This is a genomic window from Parvibaculum sp. (genome assembly GCF_030694575.1).
In the GTDB taxonomy this organism is placed as follows: Bacteria; Pseudomonadota; Alphaproteobacteria; order Parvibaculales; family Parvibaculaceae; genus Parvibaculum.
The window spans coordinates 50,527-73,710 of the sequence record NZ_JAUYUS010000068.1; the positions used below are offsets into that span (position 1 = coordinate 50,527).

At 61.9% G+C, this 23,184-nt stretch carries 19 protein-coding genes; 3 read left to right on the top strand and 16 right to left on the bottom strand.

The window, feature by feature from the left end; genetic code table 11:
- Positions 1-59 precede the first annotated feature (59 nt).
- A complete protein-coding gene (locus Q8S60_RS10500) occupies positions 60-2,462 on the top strand; it encodes an acetamidase/formamidase family protein (RefSeq protein ID WP_305277318.1) in 2,403 nt (800 codons plus the stop codon).
- On the opposite strand, the gene Q8S60_RS10505 is transcribed toward Q8S60_RS10500, so the two are convergent.
- Positions 2,434-3,354, bottom strand: coding sequence for a carbohydrate kinase family protein (locus Q8S60_RS10505; protein WP_305277316.1), 921 nt, complete (start codon positions 3,352-3,354; stop codon positions 2,434-2,436). The two genes, Q8S60_RS10500 and Q8S60_RS10505, sit on opposite strands and share 29 nt — an antisense overlap.
- A 217-nt stretch (positions 3,355-3,571) precedes the next feature.
- Between Q8S60_RS10505 and Q8S60_RS10510 the strand changes: the two genes are divergently transcribed.
- A complete protein-coding gene (locus tag Q8S60_RS10510) occupies positions 3,572-5,440 on the top strand; it encodes an alkaline phosphatase (RefSeq protein ID WP_305277315.1) in 1,869 nt (622 codons plus the stop codon).
- Between the two features lie 14 nt (positions 5,441-5,454).
- Here Q8S60_RS10510 and Q8S60_RS10515 read toward each other — a convergent pair whose 3' ends face one another.
- Entirely contained in the window at positions 5,455-5,946 is a 492-nt protein-coding gene (locus Q8S60_RS10515; RefSeq protein WP_305277312.1) for a VOC family protein, read from the bottom strand.
- A gap of 295 nt (positions 5,947-6,241) precedes the next feature.
- Complete coding sequence (locus tag Q8S60_RS10520; protein WP_305277311.1) at positions 6,242-6,499, bottom strand: hypothetical protein; 258 nt, start codon at positions 6,497-6,499, stop codon at positions 6,242-6,244.
- A 94-nt stretch (positions 6,500-6,593) separates the two neighbouring features.
- Here Q8S60_RS10520 and Q8S60_RS10525 point away from each other — a divergent pair, with 94 nt between their 5' ends.
- A complete protein-coding gene (locus Q8S60_RS10525; protein WP_305277310.1) occupies positions 6,594-6,878 on the top strand; it encodes a hypothetical protein in 285 nt (94 codons plus the stop codon).
- A gap of 138 nt (positions 6,879-7,016) precedes the next feature.
- On the opposite strand, the gene cobA is transcribed toward Q8S60_RS10525, so the two are convergent.
- From cobA to mltF, 13 genes are all read right to left on the bottom strand, one after another.
- Positions 7,017-7,790 carry a uroporphyrinogen-III C-methyltransferase gene (gene cobA / locus Q8S60_RS10530; protein WP_305277308.1) on the bottom strand — a complete coding sequence of 258 codons (774 nt, stop codon included), beginning with the start codon at positions 7,788-7,790 and terminating at the stop codon, positions 7,017-7,019.
- On the bottom strand, positions 7,787-10,441 hold the full coding sequence (locus Q8S60_RS10535; RefSeq protein ID WP_305278267.1) for a nitrate reductase: 2,655 nt from the start codon (positions 10,439-10,441) through the stop codon (positions 7,787-7,789). Before Q8S60_RS10535 ends, cobA begins: the two co-directional genes overlap by 4 nt.
- Before the next feature lie 29 nt (positions 10,442-10,470).
- The gene (gene nirD / locus Q8S60_RS10540; RefSeq protein ID WP_305277306.1) at positions 10,471-10,806 is read right to left on the bottom strand and encodes a nitrite reductase small subunit NirD; all 336 of its coding nucleotides are present in this window, start codon (positions 10,804-10,806) and stop codon (positions 10,471-10,473) included.
- 5 nt (positions 10,807-10,811) lie between these two features.
- On the bottom strand, positions 10,812-13,265 hold the full coding sequence (gene nirB / locus Q8S60_RS10545) for a nitrite reductase large subunit NirB (protein WP_305277304.1): 2,454 nt from the start codon (positions 13,263-13,265) through the stop codon (positions 10,812-10,814).
- A gap of 2 nt (positions 13,266-13,267) precedes the next feature.
- Positions 13,268-14,068 (bottom strand): ABC transporter ATP-binding protein, encoded by an 801-nt coding sequence (locus tag Q8S60_RS10550; RefSeq protein ID WP_305668509.1) that lies wholly within the window; start codon positions 14,066-14,068, stop codon positions 13,268-13,270.
- A 5-nt stretch (positions 14,069-14,073) separates the two neighbouring features.
- Positions 14,074-14,973, bottom strand: a complete 900-nt coding sequence (gene ntrB / locus Q8S60_RS10555; RefSeq protein WP_305277299.1) for a nitrate ABC transporter permease — start codon at positions 14,971-14,973, stop codon at positions 14,074-14,076.
- An 11-nt stretch (positions 14,974-14,984) separates the two neighbouring features.
- The gene (locus Q8S60_RS10560; RefSeq protein ID WP_305277297.1) at positions 14,985-16,400 is read right to left on the bottom strand and encodes a CmpA/NrtA family ABC transporter substrate-binding protein; all 1,416 of its coding nucleotides are present in this window, start codon (positions 16,398-16,400) and stop codon (positions 14,985-14,987) included.
- Between the two features lie 34 nt (positions 16,401-16,434).
- Positions 16,435-17,667 (bottom strand): hypothetical protein, encoded by a 1,233-nt coding sequence (locus Q8S60_RS10565; RefSeq protein WP_305277296.1) that lies wholly within the window; start codon positions 17,665-17,667, stop codon positions 16,435-16,437.
- Between the two features lie 297 nt (positions 17,668-17,964).
- Positions 17,965-18,558 (bottom strand): ANTAR domain-containing response regulator, encoded by a 594-nt coding sequence (locus Q8S60_RS10570; RefSeq protein WP_305277294.1) that lies wholly within the window; start codon positions 18,556-18,558, stop codon positions 17,965-17,967.
- Positions 18,559-18,700: 142 nt separating this feature from the next.
- The gene (gene mobA, locus Q8S60_RS10575; RefSeq protein WP_305277292.1) at positions 18,701-19,315 is read right to left on the bottom strand and encodes a molybdenum cofactor guanylyltransferase MobA; all 615 of its coding nucleotides are present in this window, start codon (positions 19,313-19,315) and stop codon (positions 18,701-18,703) included.
- Between the two features lie 272 nt (positions 19,316-19,587).
- Positions 19,588-21,090 carry an NAD(P)/FAD-dependent oxidoreductase gene (locus Q8S60_RS10580; RefSeq protein WP_305277290.1) on the bottom strand — a complete coding sequence of 501 codons (1,503 nt, stop codon included), beginning with the start codon at positions 21,088-21,090 and terminating at the stop codon, positions 19,588-19,590.
- 164 nt (positions 21,091-21,254) lie between these two features.
- Complete coding sequence (locus tag Q8S60_RS10585) at positions 21,255-21,890, bottom strand: OmpW family protein (protein ID WP_305277287.1); 636 nt, start codon at positions 21,888-21,890, stop codon at positions 21,255-21,257.
- Between the two features lie 134 nt (positions 21,891-22,024).
- Positions 22,025-23,184 (bottom strand): membrane-bound lytic murein transglycosylase MltF (mltF, locus tag Q8S60_RS10590; protein WP_305668510.1); only part of this gene is annotated, 1,160 nt, incomplete at its 5' end.

Genomic DNA, 23,184 nt, shown 5'->3' on the forward strand with positions numbered 1-23,184 from the left:
GGGAGGTCTGTTTTTGCGGCAGACCTTCGGGTGCCGGGTAACGAGTTGTGTGCGATCGAATGGATGCCTGGCGATTTTCAACCGAATCCTATCCCAAGGCCAACCGCTACGAGGCGTGGCAGGAAGCCCTTGAGCGCCTGGCATTGAAGCCAACGGGCCATGCAACCGATGACGGCGCCTATGGAATGCTGTCCGCTGTCGTTTCGCAATCCGGCATCAGCTTCACGCGCCTCATATCGACCCCGCAAGATATCAGCGCCATTCACGAGCTCAACAAGGAAGCAGGCAAAGACGGCATCTGGCTCACATCTCTGCTCGAAGGTCATCTGACTTTTCACGATGGCGGCAACGACATCAAGGCAACGGCCGGCGATATTGTATATGGCGCTGTCGGTTCACACACCACGCTGACGCTTGAAACCAATTGCCGCGTCATCATCGTTTATATCCCACGCTTTGCATTCCAGCCTCGTCTCATGACGCCACTGCCGACCAAGGTCATCCACCTGTCGGGCCGCGCCGGCATCGGGCATGTGCTGGCCGGCTTTCTGTCCTCGGTCGCCGAAGCGCTCGAGGACCTCAGCATCGACCAGTTGAGGCCCATCGAGATGGCGTTGCCGGAATTTCTGATGGCGGGCATTTTCCGTCAGGCAGACACGCGGGCGCTGGGCGGCGCAGCGGGTGTTCGCGCGGCGCTTCTGCATCGGGTTTGCCAGACCATCGAGGCGCAACTTGGCGATCCGGATCTTTCGCTCGCGAACATCGCCGAAGCCCACGGTATCTCTCCACGCTATGTGCAAAAACTTTTTGAGTCCGTCGGCCAGAGCTTTATCCGTTACATCCGCTACAGACGCCTTGAGCGCTGCCGCTATGATCTGGAAAGCCCGATACATGGCCAGCTGTCCATTTCCGACATCTGCTTTCGTTGGGGCTTCAACGATGCCGCGCATTTCAGTCGCGCGTTCCGCGACCAATATGGCGTCTCGCCCCGGGAATACCGCCGGGCGGCACCGTCCAACGCGCAACAGAGTCATCCATGGATCACCAATCGCGGACGGCCGGACGACCGCCTCGGCGCACCGCGCGACGACCGTTCGATTTCCTGGTCCGACTTGCCGGCGGATGAGGCGCCGTTGCCCGAAGACGGGGATCTGGCAGTCGTCACACCCGCACTTCCCTCGGAAACGCTGCCAATTTCGGTGCCGCTGTCCGAAGATGGCGCGCGCCATCACTATCTGCCGGTCACCGCCAATACCGTGCATTGGGGCTATTTCAGCCGTTTCCTTCCGCCTGTGCTTGAGATGAACTCGGGCGACTTTGTCACCATCGAAACGCTCACGCAGCACGCCTATGACGATTACGAGCGCATGATCGAGAACGATCCGGGTGCCGAAAGCGTTTTCCACTGGACCAAGGACGGCAAGAATGTCGATCGGCGAGGCGCCGGTCCGATGGATGCGTCCACCTATGGTCGCGGACCGGGCGAGGGCTTTGGCGTGCATATCTGCACCGGGCCCATCTCCATTCACGATGCGAAGCCCGGCGACATCGTCGAACTGCGGATCCTCGACATTCATCCGCGCCCCAGTGCCAGCGCGCGCTTCGAGGGGCGGCATTTCGGCAGCAACGCAGCCGCATGGTGGGGCTACCACTACAACGAACTGCTCACGCCACCAGCACCGCGCGAGGTCATCACGATCTACGAGATCGAGAAGCGACACGGCAACGATGTCGCACGCGCGGTCTACAACTATCGCTGGACGCCACAGACAGATCCGTTCGGTGTGGTGCATGAGCTGATCGACTACCCGGGCGTACCGGTCGATCACACGACGATCGAGAAAAACTTCGACGTGCTGAAGAGCGTCGAGATTCCGTTGCGGGCTCATTTCGGGGTGGTCGCTCTGGCCCCCGACCACTGGGGCATTGTGGACTCGGTGCCTCCAGCCTATTTCGGCGGCAACATCGACAATTGGCGCCTGGGCGCGGGCTCCTGCATCTTCCTGCCTGTCTCTGTCCCCGGCGGCTTGCTGTCGGTCGGCGATCCGCACGCGTCACAAGGCGACTCGGAGCTTTGCGGCACAGCGATCGAATGCTCTCTCACCGGCATTTTCCAGGTCATCCTGCACAAGAAACGGGAACTGCCCGGCAAGCTCATCGATCTCGACTACCCGCTGATCGAGACGCCGGACGAATGGGTCATCACCGGCTTTTCCCATCCGAACTATCTGAAGGAACTCGGCAAGAACGCCCAGACCGAAGTCTACAAGCAGGCATCCGTCGATATGGCAATGCGCGACGCGTTCCGGAAAACGCGCCGCTTTCTCATGACGTCCAAAGGCCTGTCGGAGGATGAGGCCATCTCCCTCATGTCCGTTGGTGTCGATTTTGGCATCACGCAGGTGGTGGATGGAAACTGGGGCGTGCACGCCGTCATTCGTAAAGCCATGTTTCTCGATTGAGACTGGAAGCAAGCGCCGCGAGCGTTCCTCTGTCGAGACTGGGGCCGGGCGTGGCGCACACGGCGGCGGCCACACGCGCGGCAAATATCATTGCATTCCCGAAAGGCGCACCTTCCATGTCGGCGAACAGAAAGCCGGCATGAAACGCATCGCCGGCACCTGTCGTGTCGACCACGACGCAGGGTTGCGCCGGCACAAATATGGGAACATCTCCCTTGAGTGCACCGACAGCTCCGTCGCCACCCAATGTGACAACGTGCCGACGCCCGCCGAGTTCCGCGAGCGCTGTCAACATGTCGCCATGTATGCCGGAACCCGCAATCTCGGCTGCCGTTGCCCGCGGAACGATGGCGGTATCGACGAGCGCGAGCAAAGATCTCGTGCCATCCGTCGCGATTTCGGCATCCGTCAGCGTCGGGATCCCACGCCGCGCAGCTTCCCGTGCAATCGAGAGCGAGGCTTCTTCCTCGTGCCCGTCAAAATAGACATACGAAGCGGCCGTCCACACTGCTTCGGAAATTTTCCCGTTAAAACGGGGATAGGCTTCCGGTGCCGTTTCCACGATGCAGCGCTCACCTGTCACCTTGTCCACAAGTATGTAGGCGCACGGATTTGCCATACCGCGCGCATGCTGCACGCCTATACCGTCAATTCCGCGCTCGGCGAGAAACGCCATGACATGGGTTCCGTTGACATCGTCACCGACGACGCCGGCGTAAAAGACCGCACAGCCGAGCCCAGCAAGGGTCACGGCCGCATTTACACATTGGCCGCCGATCAGCACCGCCGGGTCGCCTGTACGCTGCTTGCTGTCAGGTCCTACACGTCCGAGATCGACATTGAAAACAAAGTCGACGCTGTTGCGCCCGACGCAAAGAACTCCGCCTCCCATATCCCCACTCCCGACCAGATGCACTCTTCCGATCCTAGACCGGCACCGGCAGCGCTTCGACGACAAACCCGCTCAATAAGTTGGATCTGTACATCGGAATGCAGCCCTGTGCTCACTCCATCCGGGCAAGCCAAGTTTCCGTGCGTGCAGGCACCAGAACCGGACGAGCGGATCGCCCAATATGAAACCATCCGCTTCCTGTAGCCAAAGGTTCGCAATGACATCCGAAAACCCGACGCGGCGAGACGCGCTCAAGGGACTTGCCGCCGGTGGCGGCGCCGCGCTGGTCGCCAGGCCCGGACGCTCGGAGCCCTCCGCGGCCGGGGTCAGATTTCTTCACGGTGTTGCCAGCGGCGACCCTGAAATGACGGCCGTCATCATCTGGACACGCGTCACGGCATCGGGCGACGTCGCCCTCCGCTGGCAGATGGCGCATGATCTGGATTTTCTCGATATCGCTGCCGAAGGCGACGCAACGGCACAAGGTGCAAATGACCACACCGTGAAAATCGACGCGCGCGGACTCGAATCTGGCCAAAAATATTTCTATCGCTTTGTAGCAGGTGACGTAGCATCCCCGACCGGGCGCACGAGAACACTGCCGGGCGACGACGCAGTCAAAGTACGACTCGGAGTCGTTTCCTGTTCCCACTACAGCTTCGGCTTCTACAATGTCTACAAGGAGCTTTCGAAGGACGCCGACCTCGACGCGATCGTGCATCTCGGCGACTACATCTACGAGTCCGGCGTAGACGGTTATGGCGGCGATGTCGGCGCGGAGCTTGATCGCCTGCACGAGCCGCCGCACGAAATCATGACCCTCGACGATTACCGGAAGCGCTTTTCGCAATACCGCCTCGATCCCGATCTTCAGGCCGCCCATGCTGCCGCCCCGTTCATCGCAATCTGGGACGATCACGAGACGGCGAACAATTCATGGAGCGGCGGTGCACAGAATCACAAACCGGAGACCCACGGGGCGTGGTCCCTGCGCAGGGATGCCGCGCTGCGTGCCTATTTCGAATGGATGCCGATCCGCGACCCGAAGCCCGGCGAAGCATTCCACCGTCTTCATCGCACCTATCAGCTCGGCAACCTCGCGAGCCTCCACGTCATCGAAACGCGATTGACGGCGCGAAGCGAAGAGGTGAGCTACGACGCGCAGATGACCTACTTCGAAATCAGCTACGATGTCTCCGATCCCGAGGCCGCGAAGCCGCTTTCAAACCCCGACGCCGCAGCGCTCGACGTCGATCTGATCGAGAAGCTCAAAACACCTTTTTCGGAAGCCGATGGCAGCCCGGTGCTCGACTATGCGCTGGCGCGCGCGTGGGCGCTTGAGGGGTTGCCCGAAGGCTATGTCTACCGGCCGGACACCGATCGCTTCCGCCGCGAAGTTCTTGCCGATCCGTCACGCGAGATCCTCGGCCCGTCGCAGCTTGCGTGGCTTGAAGATGGCCTCAAGACATCACGCGCCAGCGGAACACCCTGGCAGATACTTGGCAACCAGGTCATCATGGCGCGGATGGACGCACCCGACTACACGAGGGCGTTTCCACCGGATGTCATCGAACCTGCGGTGCGCGACAATCCTTATGCCAAACGCTGGATTGATCGCACGGCCATGCGCCTGCCGATCAATCCGGATGCATGGGACGGGTATCCAGCGGCCCGTCAACGCGTCTACGACGCCGTCCGCGCGGCAGAAGCAAATCTGGTTGTTCTCACCGGCGACACCCATCACTTCTGGGCAAACGATCTGCGGGAAACGCCCGGCGGACGCCGCATCGGCGTGGAATTTGCCACCAGCAGCGTCAGCTCAAAAGGCGGCTACGATTATATCGCCGCCGATCCGCGCGTCTACGACATCGCCGAGGAGACACTCGTGCGCGAGGTGCCGGAGATCGTTTATTGCGAGACGCGGCATCGCGGCTTTATCGTCCTGGAAATCGAGGCAGATGCAGTGCATGCGGACTACATGGCGGTATCAACCGTCAGGTCACGGGAATACACGGCGACACGCCTCAGGCGCTTTCGGGTTCAACGCGAAAGCGAAGGGCTGCTCTCCGAAATTCAGGTCGTCTGAAAAGTGCGGTCACATTACTCCCGGCTGAAATGCACGGGGATTTCCGGCTCCGGCCCGGCTTTGACCCAGAGCACGATCTCGTTTCCCCACGGATCGCGGAACGCGTGGTTGAAGCCGTTGAATTCTTTCCAGTAGTGATCGCGCCACAGAATGGTCGCTCCGTGTTTCTCCGCATCGGCCAGAATGCGCGCTTCGCTGTCGTCGGAGCTCACAAGAATCCATATCCGCGCCTTGCGGCCGTCGCGACTGATCTCTCGAGGACCGACGCCCGCGGGATCGGGATGCGGCCGTGCGTTCGACGCGTCGTGGATGCCGATATGGAAATTGCCGATATGGCTCTGCGATCCATCCGTGTTCAGCGCATTCTGACCGGGCACCATCCGGTGATAGACGCCGAAAGGACGAGGATCGTTTTCCCAGCCGAAAACCTCTGCATAGAATTGGGCGCAGGCAGCGGGATCGTCGGATGTCAGATCGACAAAAATGAGCGTATTCGGATAGGGCAAGGCGTGCTCCCTTTTCTGGGTGCGTGATCAATCGTTGGCCATCGCATCGGCCAAGCATCGTCCGACCGGCGGCTCGCGTCTTGTCCCTCCGCGCTTGTTTACTGGATCGCGATGTGCCTCAGATGCCAACCCGTCGCGCGCGCTGCACGTGCGCAGTTCTTTGAATAGCTGAGCCCAAACGCAGATCGCTCAAATCCATCATGGGCGCGATGGAGATTTTATTTGTCTGTGTATTCAACAGGTTACCTGCAGCTTGGGAGCGTTCAAAGAGGCCTAGTTTACGCTCTTCTATCGCCTAATGCGCCGAGAGCCACAGGAAAATTCCAAATCGGCTTTCGGCGTGCCCTCCCAAGTGCCGCAACAAGGCATCCCCTTCCCGCGGCGCCAGCCTTCGTTTCGCATGAACGGCATTTTGGAGGTCACCCGCACATGGCATCAGCGGCTGCGTGTTGATGCCGTCGGGCGTCGCTTCCGCATAGCGCGCCTTCTCAGTCGAAATGGAAAGCAGCTGATCGTGATCGACGCCCGGCGTGAAGTCCGCGTCGCGCGTCATATCCCAGACCTTTTTTCAGCGTCTCAGAATTGTAGATCGTACCGTTCTTGCGCTGAACCATGATCGTCACGGTTAGCGGATTGCCAAAGTTTGGATGATCTTTGAATACCTGAACGAACGGGTGATTTTTTGGCAGAAGATCGGAGAATATCGTCTTCAGTTCGGCATTCCGGATGCCCGCCAGGAGGAACAAGGTCAGCGCACCGGCGGCAGCCAGAACCAGCCAGTGGTGTTCCAGCGTGAATCGCGCAAGCCTGAACCGGAAGCTATTCAACTTTCCCTCCCCGCCAGCCTGCTCCCCGCTTGTTCGGAGATTCTTTCCGGCCAGCAGGCTCATGCTGACCGGGGCGGCAAGGGGATGCCCCCTAAACCTGCATAGAGGCTTGTTATGACCCCTACCCGTTCAGGGGGCGGTTGGTTCACCGGGATTTTGCTGCAGCGCGAAGTATCCGCGCGCCCGTCGCTGGCAGTGCCTTGGGGAAGCCGGCAGGAATCAATGGAGCGGCGTACCCCCGTATCAATGCGCAGCCAGCTCACATGAACATATCCGCGCACACGTGCCCGGGACAATGTTTCCAACTATGAGAACAAGCGGCGCATCCGGCGGCAGAGCTGCGACAGCGTGCTTGAGTCGATTCAGGCTGGCGACAACGCGGACTTCGTCAGGCTGGCTCGCGCTCGCCACGATAAGAACCGGCGTGGTGCCCGGCCAGCCGGCATCGATGAGGCCAGTGCCGATCGCGGAGGCAGCTCCGCGTGCCATATAGACCACACTTGTCACAGCCGGGTCGGCCAAACCTGCGGCAACGGGATCGAAGGGTTCGCCCTTGCGGGTATGGCCGGTGACGAACTGCACCCGCCTTGCAACGCCGCGCATGGTCAGCGACAAGCCCGCCGAAGCCGCGGCTGCCGAAGCTGCGGTGATGCCGGGAACGATCTCGTAAGGAATGTCCGCTTCGGCAAGTGCCGTCATCTCCTCGTCCAGCCGGCCGAAGATAACGGGATCGCCGCCCTTCAACCGGGCGACGCGTTTGCCCCGCGATGCGAGGTTGACGAGCAGGCGGTTGATCTCCTCCTGGGGCATGGCGTGCCGTCCGGCGCGCTTTCCGACATTTATCCGGCGAACCGACTCCGGCAGGAGATCTAGAATTTGCACGGTTCCCAGCGCGTCGTGGAGCACGATGTCCGCGTGTTGCAAGCGGCGCATGGCGCGGACAGTCAGAAGTTCGGGATCGCCCGGCCCCGCGCCAATGAAAGATACCGCTCCCGTTGCGTGTGGGTTTCCGGTCATGCCGCCTCGTCTCTTTCAGATTGACCGACCAGGCTGCGGATCTCCGAGCGGCACGATCCGCAGTTGGTGCCTGCGCCAGTCTGCTCGCCGACGGCCGCCACGTTGCAGGCGCCTGCTGCGATGGCGGCAAGGATCGCACCCGAGCGAACGCCCATGCAGGCACAGACAACGCGACCCTCGTCGTGCTGCCCTTCAGCGGGATGGCCGGAGAGCAGGGCACGGCGCTCGCTTTCATCCAACACTTCGGACGCAAGCAGGCCGACCAACCAGTCGCGTAACGGCAAGATGCCCTTTCTTGTGAGAAGGAGACAATCCACAAGACGGCCGCCTTGCAGCCTCGCCTGGCGAAGCGCGCCGCCATGCCCGTCGCGCATTTCGATCCGCTCGAATTCGGCGTCCAGCGTACCCGCGAGCGTATCGAGTTCCGGTGCTGTCTCCGCTGCCGATAGTCCGGCGAGCTCGTAGAGCCAGCCAGCTTCGACACGGCGGACCACCCAGTAGCCACATGAAGGCGGCGCGATTTCCCGCCGCGACAGGAAGAAGGCGCGCCATAGCGGCTGGACGGACTCGGCACGCGCAGGCGTGTGCTTGAAGGCGGGCTGGCCGGACAAGGGATCGCGCTCCGGATGCGCCAAGCAGCCGGCGCCGCTGCCGGCGCTGTTTGCCGCAGACCAGTGGATCGGTATGAAGAGTGAACCCTGGCGCTGACCGGCACTCACATGCGCGCGGAAGACGGCGGAACCATATTCGGTGACGATGCGCATAAATCCGCCATCCGTTATGCCGGCGGCGCGGGCGTCTTCCTCGTGAATTTCAGCGACGGGTTCCGGCGCGTTGGAACTCAAAGTCGGTGAAAGACCGGTGCGCGTCATCGTATGCCACTGGTCGCGCAAGCGGCCGCTGTTCAACCTGAGCGGAAAAGCAGTCGGTTTCCTTGAGCGCGGCTGTGCCGCCGCCGCCGCAAACCGGGCACGGCCGGAGGGTGTCGGGAAGCCCCCCCTGCCGAAAAGGCGTGGTGTGCCTTCTGGCGTGTGAACCGGCCATTGGACGGGAGCGAGCGCTTCGTATTCCTCATCGCTCAGATTCGAGAGCGCCGAAATGTCGAAGCAGCGGGTGCCGTCATTCTCGAAACCGGAAAGACGTGCATGTTCGCGGAAGATGTCCGCCGGGCCGCGGTATGGGAACGCGTCCGCGAAACCCATGCGCCGCGCCACTTCGCTGACGATCCACCAATCGGGTTTTGCCTCACCCGCCGCCTGCATGAAGGACCGCTGGCGCGAAATGCGGCGCTCCGAATTCGTGACGGTGCCGTCCTTCTCGCCCCAAGCTGCGGCGGGGAGCAGGATGTCGGCGCAGGCTGCGGTATCCGTTCGGGCGATACAATCGGATAGGACAACGAAGTCGCAGGACTTGAGCGCGCGGCGCACGAAATCCGCGTTCGGAAGGCTCACGACCGGATTTGTTGCCACGATCCATAACGCCTTCACGCGCCCGGCCGCAACCGCGTCGAAGAGATCGACGGCCTTGAGGCCGGGCGAAGTTGCGAGGCGATCCGTCTGCCAGAAACGGGCAACCGTGGCGCCCCCCTCCTCCGTAAAGTCGAGATGAGCGGCGAGCTGGTTGGCGAGCCCTCCGACTTCACGCCCGCCCATCGCATTCGGCTGACCGGTGATGGAGAACGGACCCGTGCCGGGCCTGCCGATTCGGCCGGTGAGAAGATGGCAATTGACGATGGCGTTGACCTGATCGACGCCCGTCTTCGACTGGTTGACCCCTTGCGAGAAGGCGGTGACGACACGCTCCGTTTCCGCGAACCAGCGGATGAAGGTTTCGAGATCGTGCGCATCGAGGCCGCAGGCCTCCGCCGTCACCTCGACGGAGCGATGGCCTTCACTCGCAATTGCGAGTGCTTCTTCAAGGCCCTCGGTATGATTTGCGACGTAGGCCGGGTCGGCGACACCTCGCGCTGCGAGTTCGCAGAAGAGCGTATTGAAGAGTGCGAGGTCGGCGCCCGGCGCAATCGGAAGGTGCAGGTCGGCGTCGTCGCAGGTCGCGGTGCGGCGCGGATCGATGACAACGATGCGCGTGCCACGCTTCGCCTTCGCGGCGAGCAACCGCTGATAGAGGATCGGGTGGCACCAGGCGGTGTTGGAGCCCACGAGCACGACGAGGTCCGCCTCCTCGAAATCCTCGTAGCAGCCGGGCACGACATCCTCGCCGAAAGCGCGCTTGTGCGCGGCGACGGCAGACGACATGCAAAGACGCGAGTTCGTGTCGATGTTGCCGCTGCCGATGAAGCCTTTCATCAGCTTGTTGGCAACGTAATAATCTTCGGTGAGGAGCTGTCCCGAGACATAGAAGGCGACGGCGTCGGGCCCATGCGCATCGACGATGGCGGTGAATTTCGCGGCGACCTCGTCGAGCGCCTCATCCCAACCGATGCGCGCTCCCTTTTTCATCGGATGAAGCAGGCGGCCTTCAAGACCCGTCGTCTCACCAAGAAGAGAGCCCTTGGAACAGAGGCGGCCCGCATTCACCGGGTGCGAGACGTCTCCGGAAATGCGGGCCCCTCTCGCGGCGCCACGGGGGGCAGCGACGCCGCAGCCGACCCCGCAATAGGGGCAGGTGGTTTTCGCGAGAGGCTGCTTCATCATTTTCATATGCCGTACGCCAACGCCTTCTAGTCCGCCGCGACGGAGGCCATGAGATCGACATCCATCAATATTTTTTCCCCTTCCCGCTTCAGCGCGAAAGTGCGCACCGATCCTTCATCCGCGCCGAGCGCGGCGCCGGTTTCAAGAGAGAACACCCAGTTGTGCAAAGGACAGGTAACGGCCGCGCCATGGACGATGCCCTGGCTCAAGGGACCTCCCTTGTGCGGGCAGCGATCCTCCGTCGCGTAGAGATCGTCGGTCGCCGTCCGGAAAACGGCGATGCGCCCGAGCGGCGTCGTCACGCAGCGCGCGCCGCGCGGAGGAATGTCCGACAGATTACCGATCTCGATCCAGCTCGCCATCGCGCTCACTCCGCTGCCCGGGGAAAACCGATTTCGGCCATGGGCCGGAACTCATGCTGGTGCTTTCCCGAGACGCGCTCGGACCAGGGGTCCACCTGCGCAAATTTCTGCGAGAAGACGAACCGGCCAAACAAGGCCTTGCGGCGCTCCTCATCGTCCATGATCTGACGGCGGATTTCGTCGTAGCCGATGCGCTTCGCCCATTTGTAGATGCGCTCCAGATAACGCGCCTGTTCACGGTACATCTGGACGAGCGCCACGATATGCTCGAGCGCTTCGTCCTCCGTCTTCACGATGCCGAGTTTTTCGGTTCCCCTGATGTCGAGGCCCGCGGCCCCCGCGAAGTGGATCTCGTAGCCGGAGTCGACGCAGATGACGCCGACATCCTTACAGGTCGCTTCCGCGCAGTTCCGGGGGCAACCTGAGACGGCCATCTTGACCTTGGCGGGCGTCCACGATCCCCACATGAACTTCTCGATGCGGATGCCGAGGCCGGTGGAATCCTGCGTGCCGAAGCGGCACCAATCCGTGCCGACGCAGGTTTTCACCGTGCGGAGCCCCTTGGCATAGGCGTGGCCGGAGACGAAGCCCGCCTTGCCGAGATCGGCCCAGACGGCCGGCAGGTCTTCCTTGGCTATGCCCAGCATGTCGATACGCTGGCCGCCCGTGACCTTCACGGCGGGAATGGCGAACTTGTCCACGACATCGGCGATAGCGCGCAGCTCCTTCGCGCTCGTCATGCCGCCCCACATGCGCGGCACGACGGAATAGGTTCCGTCCTTCTGAATGTTGGCGTGGACGCGCTCGTTGACGAAGCGCGACTGGTAATCGTCGGCATATTCATCCGGCCAGTCGCAGACGAGATAATAGTTGAGCGCGGGACGGCACTTCGCGCAGCCGCAGGAGGTCTTCCATTCCAGTTCCTGCATCACGGCGGGGATGGTCTTGAGTTCCTTCGCCTTGATGAGACGGCGAACCTCGTCGTGACCGAGATCTGTGCAGGTGCATATCGGCTGGACGGCTGCGGGGTTGTAGGTGCCGCCGAGGGTGAGCGCCATCAGCTTCTCGACAAGACCGGTGCAGGAACCGCAGGAGGCGGACGCCTTGGTGTGGGCGCGCACGCCATCGAGCGTCGTCAACTCCTTCTCCCTGATCGCATTCACAATCGCGCCCTTGCAGACGCCGTTGCAGCCACAGATTTCGCTTGTGTCGGGCAGCGCGGCAACGGCGGCATTAGGGTCCTGGGAGGCACCGGCGAGCGCAGGCCCGAAGATCAGCGTTTCGCGGCGTTCGGCGATGTTCTCCTTCTCGCGCAGAAGACTGAAGTACCAGCTTCCATCCTGTGTATCGCCATAGAGAACGGCGCCGATGACGCGATCTTCCGAGATGACGAGGCGTTTGTAGACGCCGCGCGCTGCATCGCGGAAGACGATGTCCTCCCTGTCCTCGCCGCTCGCAAAATCGCCCGCCGAAAAGACATCGACGCCCGTCACCTTGAGCTTGGTGCTGGTAACGGAACCTCGATAACCCTCGCCATCCTCTTCCGCGAGCGCGGCGCCGGCTGCGCGGCACATCTCCCAGATGGGCGCGACGAGACCGTAAACCTGCCCCCGATGCTCCACGCATTCACCGACGGCGTAGATCGCGGGATCGGAGCTGCGCATGAAATCATCGACGACGATGCCACGATTGCAGGAAAGCCCGGCCTCGCGGGCGAGCGCGATGTTCGGCCGAATGCCTGCCGCCATGACGACGAGATCGGCGGGAACGAGACGCCCGTCCTTGAGGCGCACGCCTTCGACACGGCCCGTTCCGACGATTTCCTCGGTTTGCGCGCCCGTCAGCACCTCGATGCCGCGCATCTCGAGCTCGCGGCGCAGGAGGAAGCCCGCTGCCTCGTCGAGCTGGCGCTCCATCAGCGTGTCCATGAGATGGATGACCGAGACCTGCATGCCGAGGGTGCGAAGTCCGTTTGCCGCTTCGAGACCGAGAAGACCGCCGCCGATCACGACGGCACGTCCGCCGCCTTCAGCCGTCGCGATCATCCGGCGCACATCGGCAATGTCGCGGAAGGCGATGACACCGTCGAGCGCCGCGCCCGGCACGGGAAGGATGAAGGGCAGCGAACCGGTGGCGATCAGCAGCCGGTCGTAGGAGGAACGCGCGCCCTTGTCCGTGGCGATGGTCCGCGAGGCAGCGTCAATTGCGATGACTTCCTCACCGCTTCGAAGCGCGATGCCGTTCTCCTCGTACCACCCTCGCCCATTGATGACGATTTCATCGAATCCGGTTTCGCCGGCGAGGACGGGGGAAAGCATGATGCGGTTGTAGTTCACCTCCGGCTCGGCGCCGTATATCTCGATCTCGTAGCGGTCCGGCGCGAGATCGAGCAGTTCCTCGACCGCGCGGCAGCCCGCCATGCCGTTTCCGACGACGATGAGTTTCCGCTTTTTCGTCATGATCAGGCCGCCTTGTCGGTACGGTTGCGGGTGAGGAAGCGCATCACGGCGGTGCGGGCGGCGAGGTAATCCGGATGCTCCCCGAGTTCGAGCCGGCGCCGCGGACGCTGGAGGGAGACCTCGTGGATTTCCCCGATGCCCGCCGCCGGGCCGTTAGACATCATCACGATGCGATCCGAGAGCAGCACCGCTTCGTCCACATCATGCGTGATCATGACAACCGTGTTGCCGAGGCGAGCGTGAATTTCCATCACGCTGTCCTGGAGCTGCGCGCGGGTGAGCGCATCGAGCGCGCCAAAGGGTTCGTCGAGAAGCAATACCTTCGGCTCCATGGCGAGCGCGCGGGCGATGCCGACGCGCTGCTTCATGCCGCCGGAGATTTCCGATGGGCGCTTGTCGGCCGGATGCGCCATGTTGACGAGGTCGAGCATCTCGCGCGTCCAGGCGTCGCGCTCCGCGGATGTTTTCCGGCCCGCGAAGACCTTGTCTACCGCGAGACGGACATTGCCGTAGACGGTGAGCCAGGGCAGCAGCGAGTGGTTCTGAAAGACCACCGCCCGCTCCGGTCCGGGCCCATCGACAAGAATGCCATCCAGAAAAATGCCGCCGAGCGTTACCGTCTCGAGACCCGCCACCAGATTGAGCAACGTGGATTTGCCGCAACCCGAATGGCCGATGATGGATACAAACTCGCCCTCATAAATCGAGAGGTCGACGTCACGCAGCGCCTCGAACGAACCCGAGCGCGTTTCGAAGGTCTTGCCGAGCTTGCTGATCCGCAGAACCGGATGCCGTTCCGTCATGGGCCCTACTCCTTCTTGCCGGTGTAGTCGTAGCGGCGGCGCACGAAGTTCATGCCCGTTTCGAGAACGATGCCGACGCAGCCGATGATGACGATGGCAACGATGATCGAGGGGACGGAAAGGTTGTTCCATTCGTCCCAGATGTAGAAGCCTATGCCGATGCCGCCGGTCAGCATTTCGGCGGCGACGATGACCATCCATGCCGTACTGAGCGAAAGCTGCATGCCGGTCAGCATGTAGGGGAGCGTTGCCGGTACATAGATCTTCGTCACCATCTCACGGCGATCGAAATTCAGCACGCGCGCGACGTTCAGGTAGTCCTGCGGAATCGCCTTCACGCCCGCCGCCGTGTTGAGGATCACGGGCCAGATGCTTGTGATGAAGATGACGAAGATGGCGGAGGGATCGACGGCGCGGAAAACGAGCAAGCCAATCGGTAGCCAAGCGAGCGGGCTCACCGGACGGAGAATGGCGATGAGCGGCATCCATGCCTGCTCGAACGTCTTGTTCGCGCCGATGAGGAAGCCTGCTGGAATGCCGACGGCGAGCGCAAGGAAGAAGCCTGCGAGGACGCGGCCCAGCGAGTACATGACTTGCCAGGCGATGCCCATGTCGTTGGGGCCATAGACATAGAAGGGGTTGGAAAAGATTTCGACCGCCTTGTTCCAGACCGTCGGAACATCGGGAAAGGCAGGCAAGAACGCTGCCTGCATGACTGTCCAGCCGAGGAGAACGAGCGCAAAGGTGACCGCAGGCAGGAACACAGGTCGCAGGATCGCCTCGAGCCTGGAAGGCTCCCGCCGCAAAGGTTCGCGCAGCGCGGTGGAAGGCGGCCTGGGGGTTTCCCGCATGTCCGTCTCTGGCTCCTCTACCGGCTTGACGATGGCAAGCGCTGCAGATTTCATCCGTTGTCTCCTCACGTGTTCAGCTTCGCGAGCTCGTCCATCGCGAAGGCGAGGTTCTTCACTTTGAAGCCGTCGATGTAGGACAGCACTTTCCCCGGGTTGAAGACGTCGCCATTGAAGAAGAGGTCGGGGCCCATGGCGATCGGGTTCGTCGCCTCGTCGAGCGTCCAGCTCTCGGCATGCGTTCCTTCGGTCTTCATGTCGATTGTGGGAACGGGAATGCCGAGCCCTTTCACCGCTTCGCGATAGATGTCGGGTCGGTAGATTTCGCTTGCCGCCTTGACGATATCGAGGGGCTGTTCGATCTGGCCCCAGCGGACCATTTGCGACATGAACCACACCGCATGGCTTCGCCAGGGGAAGGTCGCCGCATAGCGGTAGAAGACGTTGAAATCCGGCATCGGGCGCGGTTCTTCGTCGATCGCGTAGCGGAAGGTGCCGGTCATCGACATCTTCACAACATCGACCGGTGCGTTGACATAGGACTTCCGCGAGATGATCTCGACGACTTCGATGCGATTTTCGGGTTGGTCCATCCATTGCGCCGCTTCGACCAGCGCCCGGATCATCGCCATATGCGTGTTCGGATTCTTTTCCGCCCAGTCGAGATTGACGCCGACTACCTTCTCCGGATTGTTGTTCCAGATTTCATGGTTGGTGATGAGCGTCTTGCCAATACCCGCGATGACGGCACGCTCGTTCCAGGGCTCGCCGACACAATAGCCGTCGATGTTCTTCGCGGTGAGGTTCGCGACCATCTGGGGCGGCGGAATGACGATGAGGCGAACGTCCTTGTCCGGATTGATGCCCGCATCCGCCATCCAGTAGCGGATTTCGTAGTTATGGGTGGACACCGGGAAGACCATGGCGAAGGTCATGGCGTTTCTGCCGGCCGCCTTGTCGGCGTCGATCACCCTTTTCAACGCGCGCGCCGAGACGGGGCGCTCGGCCATCGCCTCGGGGTCCGCCTCCACCATGCGCTCGTAGAGCTCGTTGGAGACGGTGATGCCATTTCCATTCAGATCCATCGAATAGGCGGTGATGGTTGGCTTCTTGATGGCGCCGATGCCGAGAGAAGATGCAATCGGCATACCTGCGAGCATGTGCGCCGCATCGAGTGCGCCGATCGACACCTTGTCGCGGATATTCGCCCAGGAGGCTTCCTTCGAAATCTGGCTTTTGATGCCGTGTTTCGCGAAGTATCCCTTCTCATGCGCGATGACGAGCGGTGCGCAATCGGTAAGCGGAATAATGCCGAGGGTGAGATCGGTCTTCTCGAGTCCTTCGCTGCCCGCTGCCCAGGCTCCGCCCGGCACGAGAGCGCTCGCGGCCTTCATGATTGCGGCCACACCCAGCAACTTCCCGCCGGCTTTCAGTACACTGCGGCGATCGACAGCTTTCAGTTTCTTCTCGCTCTTGTCCTTCATCGTGGACTCCTTGCACCGGTTGCGCATTTACGTGTCAGTAGGCGTATGTCAGCGAGACCCAGCTCTTGTCGCGGCTTGCGAAGCCGCCATCGCCGTCGAAGCTTGCGAATTTCAGATTGAGCGAAAGGCTCTTCGTCAGGACGAAGTTGGCCACCATGTCGAATTCGTTACCGAAGTCGGCACTTCCGCGTTCGGCCGAAAAGTCGTGCCATGTAACGCCGAGTACGAGTTTCTCCATGGCAGGAATGGCGTCGATAACGTAAGAAGCGCCGACATAGAGATCTTCAAGACCGGCGGCGGGCGTGGTGAGGAACACATCGGCCCAGCCATTGAAGGCGTGGAGCGTTGCGAGCGGCGTCGAGAAACCGGTGACGCCGTCGCCTTCCAGCACTTCGTATCCGGCCGTCAGTCCGAAGGGCGCCCAGGAGAACGCGGCCTCGGCGAGGGCGTAGTCGAGATCGATCGAGCGAGGATTGCCGGCGCGGTCATGCTGGCGCGCATACTCCCCGTTCAGGGTGAGCTTCGCGTTCTCCGCAAGCGTCAAAGGTGCGGAAACGCGCAGGCCGTAGGTTTCGGTCGAAAGATCAGGTGCTTCGTTGAGGTCGAGCAGGTAGGCGTAAGCCCCGAGCGTGACGGCACCGAAGCCGGTGTAGTCGGCATTGAAGAGATGGGTGTCGCCACGGAAACGGCCCGCTGGGCTGTCCTCGCCGAAGACGCGGTTCACGCGGTTGACATAGGCATAGCCGAGTTCGAGGCCGTCGACGCTCGAATTGACAACGCGCAGGGCGTCGAAAGTCTGCTCGTTCTGCCGCCAGCCGACATTGCCGACGAAGCGCGCATTGCCAAGGATGATGCGCTGGCGGCCAAGTGCGACCGTCGTGTCCGGGAGACCGGCGTAGGCGATCTGCAGGCGGTTCAGCTCCGCCGTGTCGGGGTCCGGCACCACGGGGTATGCCGTGCGGCCGTTGATCGTGTCGTTGTAGTCCTCCGGTCCGGCGTGACCGATGAGGTCGAAATCCGTCAGCGCCGAGAAGCCGTGGAACGATCCGGTTTCGTAGCCGAGACGCGCGCGCCCCGTATAGGCATTGGCGTTATTCGCCACGCCGTCCTGTTCGACATGCTCATAGCGGACGCGAAGATCGATAATGGGCTTTCCGTTCAGGAGGGCATCACCCAGATCTTCTTCCGCCGAAGCGGCACCGCCCGTCGCGGCAAGCAGTACAAACACCGCCCCCAAAGCGGATATCCATATGCCGTTGGATTCCATTCACCAGCCACCCTTGCTTTGCGGCGGAGCCGCGCTGAAACAAAAAAAGCGCCTGTCCAGCGATCGCTCGCCGAAACAGACGCCATTGTCTGGAGTGGGCCGCCATTGACCCGCTATGTCCGCCCGGGCCGCCATTGGCCCTGTGCGGGGAGCGCTGCCGGTTACCCCCGCGCGCTCACTGTCATGAAGGATATGCAAACACCGCGAGAGCGCAATAGTGTTTTGATTCTAAAGGATAATTTTTGTTTGCATTGCACAAAAATTCAACCGGATGATTACAATGCGAACAGCCTTTGCCTAGCTCTTGAGCATTCGCGAGATCGAGATGAGGCTGTCGGCGATGTCGAGAATCGACTTTCCCTCCTTCATCGCCGTGTTGCGCAGGAGTTTGTAGGCATCCTCCTCCGAAAGCTTACGCTGCTCCATCAAGAGACCCTTGGCACGCTCCACGATCTTGCGGCTGGCAAGGTCCGACTTCGCCTTGTCGAGCTCTTCACGCATCTTCTGGAAGACTTTGAAACGCAGGATGGCGACATCCAGAATCGGCTTCACACGCTTCGCGCTCAATCCGTCCACAATGTAAGCGCTGACGCCCGCGCGAAGCGCCTCTTCCGCAAGCGATGCTTCGCTTTCTTCAACAAACATGACAATGGGGCGAGGCAGAATGTCGGACACAGTGCGCATGTTTTCGAGTGTGTCGCGATCGGGCGAATCCACGTCCACAACGATCAGGTCAGGCTGGATTTCCTCGATCTTCCGAACGAGATCGACCAACAATCCCATGCGGAGAATCTGCGCGTCGCCATAGCCGGCAAGGCCCGCCTCGACGACCGCGGCGCGGTCGTCGTTGCTGTCGATGATGAGTATCTTGAGCGGTCTGGCGCTGTCCACTTTCCGCACCGGGTTCCTGGATCGCCTGTTACACAGAAGGCGGCCTTCGATATGGCCTGAAGAACCAGCAGCAAGTTTCATTCCAGACGGCAGCGCCCGTCAGCCCGCGCGCAAAATTCGACCAGCGTCACGAGACGGCAGTTCATATCGGACCTTCCGCTGTATTCGCCATACGCTCGGCTTCGGCGAGATCATCTCCCGTGTTCACGTTGAAAAATGCATCGGCATCCTCAAAGCGACAATGCCCGGTGCCGAGATCGCCGAGCGTCCACCAGAGGCTGCGGTAGCGGCCCGCATCGATTCCATCCCTCAGCGCGGCGCGGCAACTCACCGGCCATAAGGCGCAGAGCCCTTGCACCTTTTCCTTTGTCACGGCCACTACCGGCGCGCCGGCGCCCGCTTGCGCAACAAGTCTTTCGACAAGGTTCCGCGGCAGGAAGGGCGTATCTGCCGGAACGGTTACCAGCCAGTCGGCACCGCAGGCGGCTGCCCAATCGAGCCCCGCGCTAACGCCGCCTACCGGCCCTGCCTGGCCGCCAAACCTGTCGGCAAGGAGCGGGAACTCTCGCGCCGCGGTGTCACGATAGAGGGCGGCGGCCTCTTCCTTCACGTTGAGGGCGAGCGCCTTGACCTGCGGATGGATGCGCTCAATGACATGATCGACAAGAGGACGGCCGCGGAGAAGGACGAGCGGCTTCTCAAGCCCGCTCATTCGCGACGCGTTTCCTCCAGCGACGATGACACCATGCAACAGCATTCCAACCTCGGGTCCGACTGAACGGGGAAATCTCGACGCAGCTCACTACAGCGACGTTAGGATAAGCTGCCGATAACGTCGCTGCATAAGTGTTTGAAAGGCCTGCCGCCCAAAGCGGTCAGCCGCATGCTCAACATCGGCCCGGGACTGCTCACAACCACATCAAACGCATCTATGTGAAGCTGGACGTGCGCTCGCAGGCGGAATTGCTCGCCTTGTTCTTCGAGATACCGAACGGGGCAGCGATGGAACAGGCGGAGGGCTGACGCCCTTCATGCACCGACAAGCGTATATTCAGCGAAGTCCGGGTGGCGCATTTCCCACCAGTATTTCGCGGTAAAGCTCGACCAGTTGTTGGTGACCTTGCCATCGGCGGTCTTGTACCAACTGGAGCAACCGGCCGCCCAGACGGTCTTCTGCATGTCCTTCTGGAGGGTTCTGTTGAAGCTCTCCATCGCGTCCTTGCGGACGTCGAGGTAGCGCAGACGGCTGTTCTGCAGGGCTTCGACGCATTGGGCGATGTAGTTCGCCTGGCATTCGATCATGAAGATGATCGAGTTATGCCCGAGATTGGTGTTCGGGCCGTAGAGCATGAAAAAATTGGGGAAACCCGCCACCGCGACGCCGCGATGGGCCTCCGCGCCATGCGCCCAGACATGATTCAGCTCGGCATTGCCGCGGCCGACGATCTTCATGGGGGCGAGGAAGTCGGTGGATTCGAAGCCGGTCGCGAAGATGATGACGTCGACCGGATGGGAGACGCCGTCCTCTGTTTTCACCGCATTTTCAGTCACTTGCGCGATGTGGGCCGTTTCGACATGGACGTTGTCGCGGGCGAGCGCCGGGAACCAGTCGTTGGTGAGGAGGATGCGCTTGCAGCCGGCCGGATAGTCCGGCGTCAGCTTCTTGCGGAGAACGGGGTCCTTGATGTGCGCTTCCATCTCCTTCAGCGCGGCTCTCTCGAAGAGCTTGCCGAACCAGCTTCCCTGCACGAAGGCGAGGTAGTTCCGCTCCAGCGTGAGGTAGGTGAGGTAGCGCTGGAGCTTCACGAGCCATGGAAAAGCGCGGAAACGCGCCTTTTCGGCCTCGGTGAAGGGACGGTCTGCCTTGGGCACGCACCAGTTGGCCGTGCGCTGGAAGATGGTGAGGCTGCCCACCTTCGGCGCGATCTCCGGCACGAACTGGATGGCGCTGGCGCCGTTGCCGATGACGCCGACGCGCTTGCCCGCGAGGTCGACACTGTGGTCCCAGCGCGCGGAGTGGAAGGCTGCGCCCTTGAAATCATTGAGCCCTTCGAGTTTCGGAAAGGCCGGACGGTTGAGCTGGCCGACGCCGGAAATCAGCACGTTGGCCTCGAACTCCTCGCCGCCGGCCGCGCGGAGGCGCCAGAGACCGGCGGCTTCGTCGAAGCGAGCCTCGGTGATTTCGGTGTTGAAGCGGATATGCGGCAGCAGGCGGTACTTCCTCGCAACGCCTTCAAAATACTCGACGATTTCCGGCTGGGGCGCGAATTTTCGGCTCCAGTCGGGCTTCGGTTCGAAGGAATAGGAATAGAGCATGGAGGGCACGTCGCAGCCCGAGCCCGGATAGGTGTTGTCGCGCCAGGTGCCGCCGACGCTGGCTGCCTTTTCGAAGATCGTGAAATCGCCGATGCCCGATTTCTGCAGCTTGATCGCCATGCAGAGGCCCGCAGCGCCGGCGCCGAGGATGGCGACGCGGAGCGGACGCTTTCTGACTTCGGTGCCTTCGACCAGCGACCGGATGGAATCACCCACGCGCCTTCTCCCTATCCCTGACTGTTGCCGCCGTTTTCCGGTTGTTTTTCAAACCCTTGGCAACCGATCTATAGCAGGCGGCGGGGATGTTCAATTCGAATAAGTACGCCCCCTGCCTCGCAACGGAGGCAGGGGGCGCAAGCATCGTTCGTCCGGCCGATGGCTCAGAAGCGGTAGCCGACGCCAACGCCGATGATCCAGGGATCGATGTCCACATCGGCGGTGATGGTGCCGCCGTTCATCGAGACGTCGGTGTTGAGGAAGAGCTTCTTCACGTCGACGTTCGCATACCAGTTGTCGCTGAGCGCGTAGTCGACACCCACCTGCAGCGCATAGCCGAAGGCATTGTCGTAGTCGATGTCGGTGACCGCGCTGCCGGGGGCCGCGTCCTCGTTGTAGAAGATCGTGTAGTTGATGCCGGCGCCGACATAGGGGCTGAAGCGCTCCTTCGGCATGAAGTGGTATTGCAGCGTAAGTGTCGGCGGCAGAAGGCTTACTTCGCCGAGATCGATGCCCGCGTTGTGGGAGACATCATGCTTCGTGGTCGCCGCGATGAGCTCGAGCGCGATGTTGTCGGTAATGAAATAGCTGAAGTCGATTTCCGGCACCACGTCATTGGAAATGCTCACATTTCCACCGATGGTCGTCGACGCGTCCTCATCGGGAACCACCGCGATGGCGCGCGCACGGACCATGAAATCGCCCGCCGACTTGCCCGCGAACTCTGCATGCGCCGGCACGGCCGCCGAGACCCCTGCCACCAATGCGATTGCCGCGACCCCTGCCCTGTATGTTTTCATCTGAATTCTCCGGTTCTTTGCGCCGACGCGGCGCGTCCGACACCACTTTCCTCCAATAACCATAGAAGTAATCTGGTCATTTGGTCGCACCGGCTGCGCACAATGTCGCAATTCGTACAAACACTTAGAGGAGATCAAGTACCGGCGCCGGCATCCAGGATGTGCATGTAGGTGCGAACCTGCTGAACGAAATGGACCGCCTGCCCGCCCCGCGCGGCGCCGTGCTTCAGCGTGTCCGCATAGGCCGCGTTGCTCAGGAGAGGCAGGACGCGGCGGAGGTCCGCCCAACTGTCCCGATCGCGGCCGAGGCGCGTGGCAAGGGCGCGGGCGTCGTAGACATGGCCGAGGCCGAGATTCCAGGCGGCGAGCATGAACCAGGTGCGGTCCGGCTCCTCGACGCTCGGGGGAAGTTTCTTTTTGATATCAGCGAGATAGCGCGCGGCGGCGGCGATGCTCTCGGACGGGTCGAGGCGGTTTTCGACGCCGAGTTGCTCCGCCGTCTGACGAGTGAGCATCATGAAACCGCGCACGCCTGTGGGGCTGACGGCGTCGGGATCCCAATGCGATTCCTGATAGGCGATGGCCGCAAGTAGTTGCCACGAAAGGTTATTTTCGCGCGCGGCGCGGCGGATCTGCTTTTCGTAGTCGGGCAGGCGCTCCTCGACAGCGCGCGTGAAGGCGCGCAGATCGACATAGTCGAAGAGCGGCAGGAAACCGAAAAAACGGCGCTGCAAGGTAGCAAGGGTGCCCGACTTTTTGGTGCCCGCGAACCAGGCGCGGAGGTGATCCTTCAGGTCTTCCGAGCCCGGCGCGAGGAACCAGGCGAGCGGCATATCGCCCATCAGATCAAAGGCTTGCACGAGTTCCGGGTGGTAGGGATTGCTGACCTTGAAGACGAGACTGTCGGCCGCGGCGCAATCGAAATCGCCCGCCGCGACGCGCGCGAGAAGTTCCTCCGTAGACTGATTTATTTCCGTGACGGAGACGGTTTCGATCTTGCCGACGGCGACGGCGAGCGCCTCGGCGGCGGGCGTGCCGCGCGCGGCGACGAGGCGCAAGTCCTTGATCCCACTCAGCTTTCTGGGCGTCTCGACGGCGCGGCGGCAGACGAGAAGCTGGCGCACGCTCTCATATTCCGGGCCGATGGCGAAGCCCGCCTTGCGCTCTTCCGTGACGGCGAGGCCGGCGGCGGCGAGATGACCCTTGCGGGATGCCAGCGCCTTCATAAGCCCTTGTTCCGTATCGTAAATCCGGAACTCGACCTCGACGCCGAGCGACTTTCCGAGGCGCTGCA

What these genes read in the sequence shown, in the direction of transcription:
- Q8S60_RS10500 (WP_305277318.1), top strand. Translation starts at nt 60, where the DNA reads ATGGATGCCTGGCGATTTTCAACCGAATCCTATCCCAAGGCCAACCGC.
- Q8S60_RS10505 (WP_305277316.1), bottom strand. Translation starts at nt 3,354, where the DNA reads ATGGGAGGCGGAGTTCTTTGCGTCGGGCGCAACAGCGTCGACTTTGTT.
- Q8S60_RS10510 (WP_305277315.1), top strand. Translation starts at nt 3,572, where the DNA reads ATGACATCCGAAAACCCGACGCGGCGAGACGCGCTCAAGGGACTTGCC.
- Q8S60_RS10520 (WP_305277311.1), bottom strand. Translation starts at nt 6,499, where the DNA reads ATGACGCGCGACGCGGACTTCACGCCGGGCGTCGATCACGATCAGCTG.
- Q8S60_RS10525 (WP_305277310.1), top strand. Translation starts at nt 6,594, where the DNA reads ATGATCTTTGAATACCTGAACGAACGGGTGATTTTTTGGCAGAAGATC.
- cobA (WP_305277308.1), bottom strand. Translation starts at nt 7,790, where the DNA reads ATGACCGGAAACCCACACGCAACGGGAGCGGTATCTTTCATTGGCGCG.
- Q8S60_RS10535 (WP_305278267.1), bottom strand. Translation starts at nt 10,441, where the DNA reads ATGAAGCAGCCTCTCGCGAAAACCACCTGCCCCTATTGCGGGGTCGGC.
- nirD (WP_305277306.1), bottom strand. Translation starts at nt 10,806, where the DNA reads ATGGCGAGCTGGATCGAGATCGGTAATCTGTCGGACATTCCTCCGCGC.
- nirB (WP_305277304.1), bottom strand. Translation starts at nt 13,265, where the DNA reads ATGACGAAAAAGCGGAAACTCATCGTCGTCGGAAACGGCATGGCGGGC.
- Q8S60_RS10550 (WP_305668509.1), bottom strand. Translation starts at nt 14,068, where the DNA reads ATGACGGAACGGCATCCGGTTCTGCGGATCAGCAAGCTCGGCAAGACC.
- ntrB (WP_305277299.1), bottom strand. Translation starts at nt 14,973, where the DNA reads ATGAAATCTGCAGCGCTTGCCATCGTCAAGCCGGTAGAGGAGCCAGAG.
- Q8S60_RS10560 (WP_305277297.1), bottom strand. Translation starts at nt 16,400, where the DNA reads ATGAAGGACAAGAGCGAGAAGAAACTGAAAGCTGTCGATCGCCGCAGT.
- Q8S60_RS10565 (WP_305277296.1), bottom strand. Translation starts at nt 17,667, where the DNA reads ATGGAATCCAACGGCATATGGATATCCGCTTTGGGGGCGGTGTTTGTA.
- mobA (WP_305277292.1), bottom strand. Translation starts at nt 19,315, where the DNA reads ATGCTGTTGCATGGTGTCATCGTCGCTGGAGGAAACGCGTCGCGAATG.
- Q8S60_RS10585 (WP_305277287.1), bottom strand. Translation starts at nt 21,890, where the DNA reads ATGAAAACATACAGGGCAGGGGTCGCGGCAATCGCATTGGTGGCAGGG.